Source organism: Pararhizobium sp. PWRC1-1, assembly GCF_049897905.1.
GTDB lineage: Bacteria > Pseudomonadota > Alphaproteobacteria > Rhizobiales > Rhizobiaceae > Pararhizobium.
Genome location: NZ_JAFCXE010000078.1, coordinates 1 through 789 on the forward strand (window position 1 = coordinate 1; position 789 = coordinate 789).

The 789-nt window shown below is 58.2% G+C and carries 1 protein-coding gene and 1 pseudogene; both read left to right on the forward strand.

The annotated features are described in order from the left end of the window. Positions 1-225: pseudogene (locus ACP7E0_RS34985) on the forward strand (copper oxidase); the annotation flags it as partial. 40 nt (positions 226-265) lie between these two features. Then, positions 266-745 (forward strand): cupredoxin domain-containing protein, encoded by a 480-nt coding sequence (locus tag ACP7E0_RS34990; RefSeq protein WP_426131958.1) that lies wholly within the window; start codon positions 266-268, stop codon positions 743-745. The last annotated feature ends 44 nt before the right edge of the window (positions 746-789 follow it).

Genomic DNA, 789 nt, shown 5'->3' on the forward strand with positions numbered 1-789 from the left:
CCGATGATGACCGGATGGGGTCCGCACGGTCCCATCGAGATGGGCGGCATGTTCTCCGTCGTCAAGGTTCGCGAGGGGATCGCGGCCGACGACTACACCGATCCCGGCTGGTACGGAAACCCACCCGGTACGCAGGCATGGGAATGGACGGGCGAGCTGCCCGACACGACCAAGGCCAAGGACGCTAAGACACAGATCACGCCCAAGCCCATGAAGCACGGCTGATCCTCAACTCGATCCAATTCAACAACCAAAGGAATACATCATGAAAACTGCAACGATCGCACTGTTCCTGGCAGTGCTCGCCACTCCCGCTTTCGCCTCCGGCTCCCACGAAGGTGGCCATGATGCGGCTATGGCTGTTGGCGAGCCTGGCAAGAAGGCACAGGCTACCCAGACCATCCGGGTCTCCATGAAGGAGACGGACGATGGCAAGATGATCTTCACGCCGAACACCTTCAAGGTTCGCAAGGGCCAGACGATCGTCTTTTCCATCAAGAACGCGGGCGAACTGGACCACGAGTTCATCCTCGATCAGGAAGACAAGATAATGGAGCACAAGGCCGTGATGGAGAAGTTCCCGGAAATGGAACACGACGATCCGAACGCGATCCGCCTGGCTGCCGGAAAGTCCGGCGAAGTCATCTGGAAGTTCACCAACGACGGCACCTTCAAGATCGCCTGCCTCGTACCCGGTCACTACGACGCCGGAATGCACGGCGACGTGACCGTGGCCAAGAAATAATCCGACGCAAGGAGACATGACATGAAATCCATCATCAAATTCGC

Excerpts from the sequence above, each read along its gene's own strand:
- ACP7E0_RS34990 (WP_426131958.1), top strand. The coding sequence starts at position 266 with ATGAAAACTGCAACGATCGCACTGTTCCTGGCAGTGCTCGCCACTCCC.